The sequence below is a fragment of the Helicobacter sp. MIT 03-1616 genome, assembly GCF_000765685.2.
GTDB lineage: Bacteria > Campylobacterota > Campylobacteria > Campylobacterales > Helicobacteraceae > Helicobacter_C > Helicobacter_C typhlonius.
In genome coordinates, this window is the sequence record NZ_JROY02000009.1 from 70,115 (window position 1) to 76,591 (window position 6,477).

The window sequence follows — 6,477 nt, forward strand, 5'->3', positions numbered from 1 at the left end:
GGAGAGCAAATGACTACTACGCAAATTATTGCAAAACAAGGCTGGGTAGGGGCATTGGTGCTTCTGGTGGCATTTGTGCTGACATTGTGGCTTGATTGGAACGTGTGCGCATTTGTATTGTGCGTAATGCTTGTTTTGTGGCTTGCGATGTTTCGCAATCCTGAGAGGATTCCAAACGCGAGTGAGAGCAATGTCTTTGTATCGCCTGTCGATGGTATTGTGAGGGATATTGATGCGAATGAGGAACGCATAAGTATTCTTATTGAGACAAGATTTATCGATGTAGGTGTAATACGCTCCCCTTGCGATGTTGTAGAGGGTAAGATGAGCGAAAAGAAAGGTTTAAATCTTACTTGGTGCAGTAAGGAAAAGCGTAATACACTCAACGCAACTATGCGCTTTGAAAGCTTGCAAGAGAGGACATTTTCTATAGATTTTTATCCTATATTCTTTTCATCTCAAGAGCTTTTTGCTTCGAGTAATTTAGATGTTGGTGAGCGTATGGGGTTTATGAAAGCTGGTATGACACGCATTATTATCCCACAAAAGCGACAAAAGGGCGTAGATTCTGATATTGAACTTAAGGTAAGCATTGGTGACAGGGTGAAGGCACTTCAAAGCGTAATAGGATATTTTTATGAAGTTTAATCCACTCTTTATTTTACCTAATCTCTTTACTGCTGGGAGTATTTTTTTAGGTGTTTTGAGTGTTATTTTTTCATCAAAAGGGCATTTTGAATCTGCTTGTTGGTTAATTTTGCTCTCAATGATTCTTGATGGGCTTGATGGGCGGGTTGCTCGGCTCACAAATACTGCGAGTAAGTTTGGTGTGGAGTTTGATTCTCTAGCTGATGTCGTGGCTTTTGGTGTTGCTCCAGCTTTTTTGCTGTATTTTTATGTGGGCATTGATTATGGGCGAGTGGGTATGAGTGTACCCGCTATTTTTGTGATACTTGGTGCAGTGCGTTTGGCTCGTTTTAATATTACTTCAAGTTCTGAGCCAAATTTTTTTATCGGTCTGCCTATCCCCTCCGCGGCGGTCGTGCTAATGTTATGGGTGCTTGTGGATTTAGAATATGATTTCATCAAATCCTATGGCTATGAATACGCCATACTTGGCAGTAGCTTTATTCTTAGTATCCTTATGGTAAGCAATATCCGCTATCCTAGTTTTAAGAAAATGCAGTGGAATTTTAAATCTTTCATAGCAGTCATTCTGCTTCTTGGTGTGATATATGTGAATCCTCAAGTGATGTTGTGTGCTTTAATGAGTGGTTATGTCGTGTATGGTATTGTGCGCTGGATTGTGATTGTGCTAAAAATGCGTTTTGGCACAAAATCTAACCAAAGAAGCGGTGGTGTATAAAGTTATATTTAGTGATTTTGTGCTAGGATATAAGTATTTTTGAAAATGAGGTGCGATTATGTCTAAAACAAGTATGTCAAACATCGATCAGGTAACGAGTCTTCATAAAAATAATGAGTTACAGCTCCTTTGTTTTCGTTTGGAAAAAGGTAAAGATTTATACGCGGTGAATGTGTTTAAGATTCGTGAGGTTATAAAGTATAGGGGCGCACTCACGGTTGTTACACACGAGAATAATAGCCTTGTAGAGGGACTTATTACTATTCGTGAATTGACCGTTCCCCTCATTGATATGCGTAAGTGGTTTTTTTACGATAGCAATAATAAAGGCAAAAATTTGCGTGATTGTGGCGTGAAAAGAGCTTCTGGCGAGGAAGATATTATTATGATTTGCGAGTTTTCTCGCTGGACTATTGGGGTGAGAATTTATGAGGCAGATAGAATATTAAACAAAAAATGGACAGAAATAGAACAGGGCGTGGGCATAGGTGGTGGTGGACACAATGGTAAGCTTGTAAGCCGCACACGTTATTTTGATGGACGCTTAGTGCAAGTAGTGGATATTGAAAAAATGCTCATTGATGTGTTTCCGTGGATTGAAAAAGATAAAGAAGATGGGATTGCAAAGATTTCTCAAGTGGATACGACAAAAAGCATTCTTTTGGCTGATGATAGCCCCACCGTGCTTCGCACAATGCAGCTTATCCTCAATAAACTCGGTGTCGTTCACCACGATTTTATCAATGGCAAACACTTGCTTGACTACCTTTTTGCTCCTACGACTGATATTAGTGCGGTGGGTATGATTATTACAGACCTTGAAATGCCTGAAGCGAGTGGGTTTGAGGTGATTAAGCAAGTCAAGGCAAATCCTGCAACTGCACACTTGCCTATTGTCGTAAATTCCTCTATGAGCGGCAGCAGTAATGAGGATATGGCGCGCTCACTCAATGCGAGTGAATTCATCTCTAAATCCAATCCAGTAGAAATTGAAGCTGCAGTAAGAAAATTTATCCTTAAATAATGCGTGATATTTCTACACTTCTCACACTCCCTTCTCCTTGCTATGTGCTTGAGGAGGAGAGGCTAAATAATAATCTCGCTATTTTAGAATCTGTGCAAAAACAAAGCGGCGCGAAGATTCTATTAGCTCTTAAAGGTTATGTGTTTTGGCGTGTGTTTGAGAATCTTAGAAAAACTTTGAATGGTAGCACCGCAAGTGGATTATATGAGGCAAGGCTTGGCTTTGAGGAGATAGGTGGGGCGGCGCAGGGCAAGGAAGTGTGTGTGTTTTCCCCCGCGTATAAAGAACAAGAAATGCTCCATATCATAGAATACGCAACGCATATTATTTTTAATTCTTTTGCGCAATGGCAGACTTTTAAGCCGCTTATAGAATCTAAAAATCAGCAACTCAAGATTCAAAATCTTGCTCCTATTGAAGTGGGTTTGCGTGTGAATCCGCTGTATAGCGAGGTAGAGCCACCTATTTATAATCCTTGTATCGCTGGTTCTCGTTTGGGAATTACACCAAGTGCATTTCAAAAGGGCGTAGCACAATATGGCTTAGAGGATGTTTCAGGGCTACATTTTCACACACATTGCGAGCAAGATTCTACTGCACTGAAACGCACTTTGCCGCACTTTGAAAAGCATTTCGGTGCTTATATTCGCTCAATGAAATGGATAAATTTTGGCGGCGGACATCACATCACAAGGGCAGATTATCATCGCGATTTACTCGTTTTACTTATCAAGGATTTTAAGGCGAGGCACAATGATGTAGAGGTGTTTTTAGAGCCGGGTGAGGCGGTGGGATGGCAGGTTGGATTCTTAATTGGCGAGGTAGTGGATATTGTGGAGAATGGTATGCCTATCGCGATACTTGATGTAAGTGCGAGTTGTCATATGCCTGATTGCCTTGAAATGCCCTATCGTCCAGCACTCACAAAGCTTTCATCGGCTAATGGTTTAGAATCTGATAAGGGTGAGGGAGTGGGCGCGTATAAGTATCGTTTAGGCGGACCTACTTGCCTAGCAGGTGATGTCATAGGGGATTATAGCTTTGATACGCCTTTGTGTATAGGGGATAGAGTGATTTTTGAGGATATGTTGCATTACACGATTGTGAAAAATACCACCTTTAATGGCGTGGGGCTTCCCTCACTTGGCGTGATTGATACGCAAGGTGTGTGGCGAATTTTAAAAAGCTTTGACTACAACGACTATAAGCAAAGAAACTAGAATGATACGATTTGATAACCTCCTTATGTTAGCCCCCCTTGCAGGATATACTGATTTGCCCTTTCGCAGCGTGGTAAAGGGCTTTGGCGTGGATATTACCGTGAGTGAGATGATAAGCTCCCACGCCCTTGTGTATAACAACACCCGCACACTTAAAATGATTGAAAAATCCCAAGAAGAGCAGCCATATAGCGTGCAGATTTCGGGTTCAAAAGAGGAGATTATCAAAAAAGCGGTGGAGATTCTAAACGAGCAAGAGGGCATTGATATTATTGATTTAAATTGTGGTTGCCCTGCACCAAAGGTAGCAAATCACGGCAATGGCAGCGGACTACTCAAAGATTTGAATCTGCTTGTAAAAATTGCAAATCTCATTAAGGAGAATGCTAAAACTCCCTATACGAGCCTCAAGGTAAGGCTTGGTTTTGATAAAAAAATCCCTCACGAAATCGCTCAGGCATTAAAAGATGTCAAGAGTGATTTTGTGGTGATTCACGGGCGCACAAGAGCTGATGGCTATAAAAAAGAGAGAATAGATTATGACGCGATTGCCTCTATCAAGGCGCAGGTGGATTTACCTGTAATTGCTAATGGCGAGATTGATAGCGCAAGTAAGGCGCGAGAGGTGCTAGAGCGCACGGGTGCAAATGGTGTGATGATAGGTAGGGCAGCGCTTAGTGCGCCGTGGATTTTTTGGCAGATTAAGCACAATACGCAGGAGATTCCGCCAATCATCAAGCAGGAGCTTGTATTGCAGCATTTTAAAAAAATGATTGATTTTTATGGGGAGCGTGGGGCGATTATGTTTCGCAAGAATCTTCACGCGTATGCAAAGGGGCATCAGGGTGCGAGTGAGTTCCGCGACCTTGTCAATCGACTAGAAGATGTGAAAATAATAGAGACGCATATTGAGCAGTTTTTTTCAAATAATCAAATGGTGATGAATGCCTTTCCCCAACTTGTGCATCTCAACAAAAGGACGAGCTAATGCGAAAATTCCTAAAGTATGTTGTGATTTTTGTGGCTACTCTAATGTTTGCAAATGATGTAGAAAATACGCAAGAGACTTTGCTAGAGAGTGAATTGCTTAAAGATATAGAGAGCGCAGATTCTCTTTTTTATCAAGCTGTGGCGATGTGGGTAAAAAATGCCGATGAGGCGAGTAAGAATTTGCAAAAGGCTTGTGATAGGAAGCACCCGGGCGCGTGTTTGTATCTAGGGAGTTACTATGATACGAAGTCGAGGGATAAGAAGGATTCAAAAGAGAATCTTGAAAAGTCAAAGCAATACTATCAGCTTGGTTATGATTATAGTTTGCAGGCGTGTAAGGAGGGCGGGGCGCAGTGGTGTGCTATACAAGCGGTGGCACTCATTGATGGACTAGGTGCGCCAAAAGATGTGGAAAAGGGCTTATCTTACCTTGACGTGATGTGTGAGAATGAGATAGAAAATGCGTGTTTCGTGCTGGGGTCGTATTATTTTTATGGCGTGAATGTGGATAAGGACTTGCAAAGGGCGAGTGGGCTTCATCATAAGGCTTTGGAGCTAGATTCTAAAAAATGTGATGAGAGGTTAAAATACGCCTGTGTAATTAGTGCCGAGATTTATCAGCAGGGATTAAGTGTGGCGAGTGATTTGACAAAGGCAAAGGATTTTTACAATCGTGCGTGCAGCCTTGATAATCAATTTGCGTGTGATTATGTAGGTAGGCTTAAGTAGATTCTGAATCTATCCTCATTCCCCAAATATGCTCGTATCTCTGCCAAGAATGCGGGAGGTGGGTTGTTACATTACGATGTGGCTCATAAAAATTATACGCAGGCGCATAAATGAGCTTTGAGGGGTTGTCTATAAGATATGCTGCCCAATAACTAAAAGTGGAGTTTGCCATAATACCATTTTGACAACTTCGCATAAGCGTGAGGTCTTCTATTGCATTACCTTCCATAAATACAAATTCTACTTGGCGATAAAGCATAGAATCTAAGTATTGTGTAAAATGTTCCTTGCACCATAATATATCATCGCTAAAAACAAATACCACAGGATTTTTTTGACTTTTTATAAGTGCTTTGAGTGCAGCATTATAATACGCACTGCCAAGCTTTATAAAACGCCAATGTTTATCTATAAGATAATCTCCCCTGCGAATATGCAAAAAGGCGGTTTTTGGTGTGGCAGTGATTTGTTGGGCGAGAGACTGCGTGTGTAAAGAAATAGTGCGTGGCACAAATTCTTTTCTTAATATAGAATCTACCTCTTCAAAATATTTGAGATTTGTAAAATGACCTATAAAATAGCTGTGTGGGCGAAAGGTTTTGCGCGATAGAAATGTGTCGAGCAGAGATTGAGATTCATAGGTAAAAAATGGATAAATGAGGCGATTTGCAGGGGAATAGAAAGGACATAGACGCGTCATCATTTTTGTAGCGATAAGATTGTAAAAATCCTTGCTATGTGGCTTTGGTGGGTTGAAGCGCATGATTGGTAGAGAGATTGCAAATTGTTGTAATTCAAGGTTGCGGATATGTTCAGTTTCTTGCTTTATCCCCCCCCCCCATTAATTTCTTTCTTGTTAGGCTAAAAATAGAATTTGGATAGAAATGAGAATATTTTGTGTATCCCCACGCCGCATCAAGGGCGACTTTATAGCCTCTATGCGCTAAGGCTCTAGCAAATGCGTATTGAAACATTTGATTTCCCAATCCTCCTTGTAGCAATACTTTCACAATCTATCTCCTTTGGCTTATTATAGGGGCAAATTATAACAAACCCACCCAAATGGTATAAAAATCTCGTAGGGCAAAAGAGAGAATAAATGAAAAAGCTTTTATATATGACAATGTGTGCCATAATGAGCGTGTTTA

The 6,477-nt window shown here is 41.0% G+C and carries 8 protein-coding genes; 6 read left to right on the top strand and 2 right to left on the bottom strand.

What is annotated here, in order from left to right; all coding sequences use genetic code 11:
- Positions 1-9: 9 nt before the first annotated feature.
- The 6 genes from LS67_RS07215 to LS67_RS07240 are packed head-to-tail and all read left to right on the top strand — an operon-like array spanning position 10 to position 5,329.
- Entirely contained in the window at positions 10-648 is a 639-nt protein-coding gene (locus LS67_RS07215) for a phosphatidylserine decarboxylase (protein WP_034328021.1), read from the top strand.
- A complete protein-coding gene (gene pssA / locus LS67_RS07220; protein WP_034328020.1) occupies positions 638-1,366 on the top strand; it encodes a CDP-diacylglycerol--serine O-phosphatidyltransferase in 729 nt (242 codons plus the stop codon). Before LS67_RS07215 ends, pssA begins: the two co-directional genes overlap by 11 nt.
- A 58-nt stretch (positions 1,367-1,424) precedes the next feature.
- Positions 1,425-2,390, top strand: coding sequence for a chemotaxis protein (locus LS67_RS07225; protein ID WP_034328019.1), 966 nt, complete (start codon positions 1,425-1,427; stop codon positions 2,388-2,390).
- 8 nt (positions 2,391-2,398) lie between these two features.
- Positions 2,399-3,610: a carboxynorspermidine decarboxylase gene (gene nspC / locus LS67_RS07230; protein WP_442906980.1), complete on the top strand. Its 1,212-nt coding sequence runs from the start codon at positions 2,399-2,401 to the stop codon at positions 3,608-3,610.
- A 1-nt stretch (position 3,611) separates the two neighbouring features.
- The gene (locus LS67_RS07235; protein ID WP_034328016.1) at positions 3,612-4,598 is read left to right on the top strand and encodes a tRNA dihydrouridine synthase; all 987 of its coding nucleotides are present in this window, start codon (positions 3,612-3,614) and stop codon (positions 4,596-4,598) included.
- Positions 4,598-5,329: a tetratricopeptide repeat protein gene (locus tag LS67_RS07240; RefSeq protein WP_034328014.1), complete on the top strand. Its 732-nt coding sequence runs from the start codon at positions 4,598-4,600 to the stop codon at positions 5,327-5,329. Before LS67_RS07235 ends, LS67_RS07240 begins: the two co-directional genes overlap by 1 nt.
- Here LS67_RS07240 and LS67_RS07245 read toward each other — a convergent pair.
- The gene (locus LS67_RS07245) at positions 5,322-6,092 is read right to left on the bottom strand and encodes an alpha-1,2-fucosyltransferase (RefSeq protein ID WP_138109664.1); all 771 of its coding nucleotides are present in this window, start codon (positions 6,090-6,092) and stop codon (positions 5,322-5,324) included. The two genes, LS67_RS07240 and LS67_RS07245, sit on opposite strands and share 8 nt — an antisense overlap.
- A gap of 49 nt (positions 6,093-6,141) precedes the next feature.
- Positions 6,142-6,339 carry a hypothetical protein gene (locus LS67_RS09810; RefSeq protein ID WP_058122012.1) on the bottom strand — a complete coding sequence of 66 codons (198 nt, stop codon included), beginning with the start codon at positions 6,337-6,339 and terminating at the stop codon, positions 6,142-6,144.
- Between the last annotated feature and the right edge of the window lie 138 nt (positions 6,340-6,477).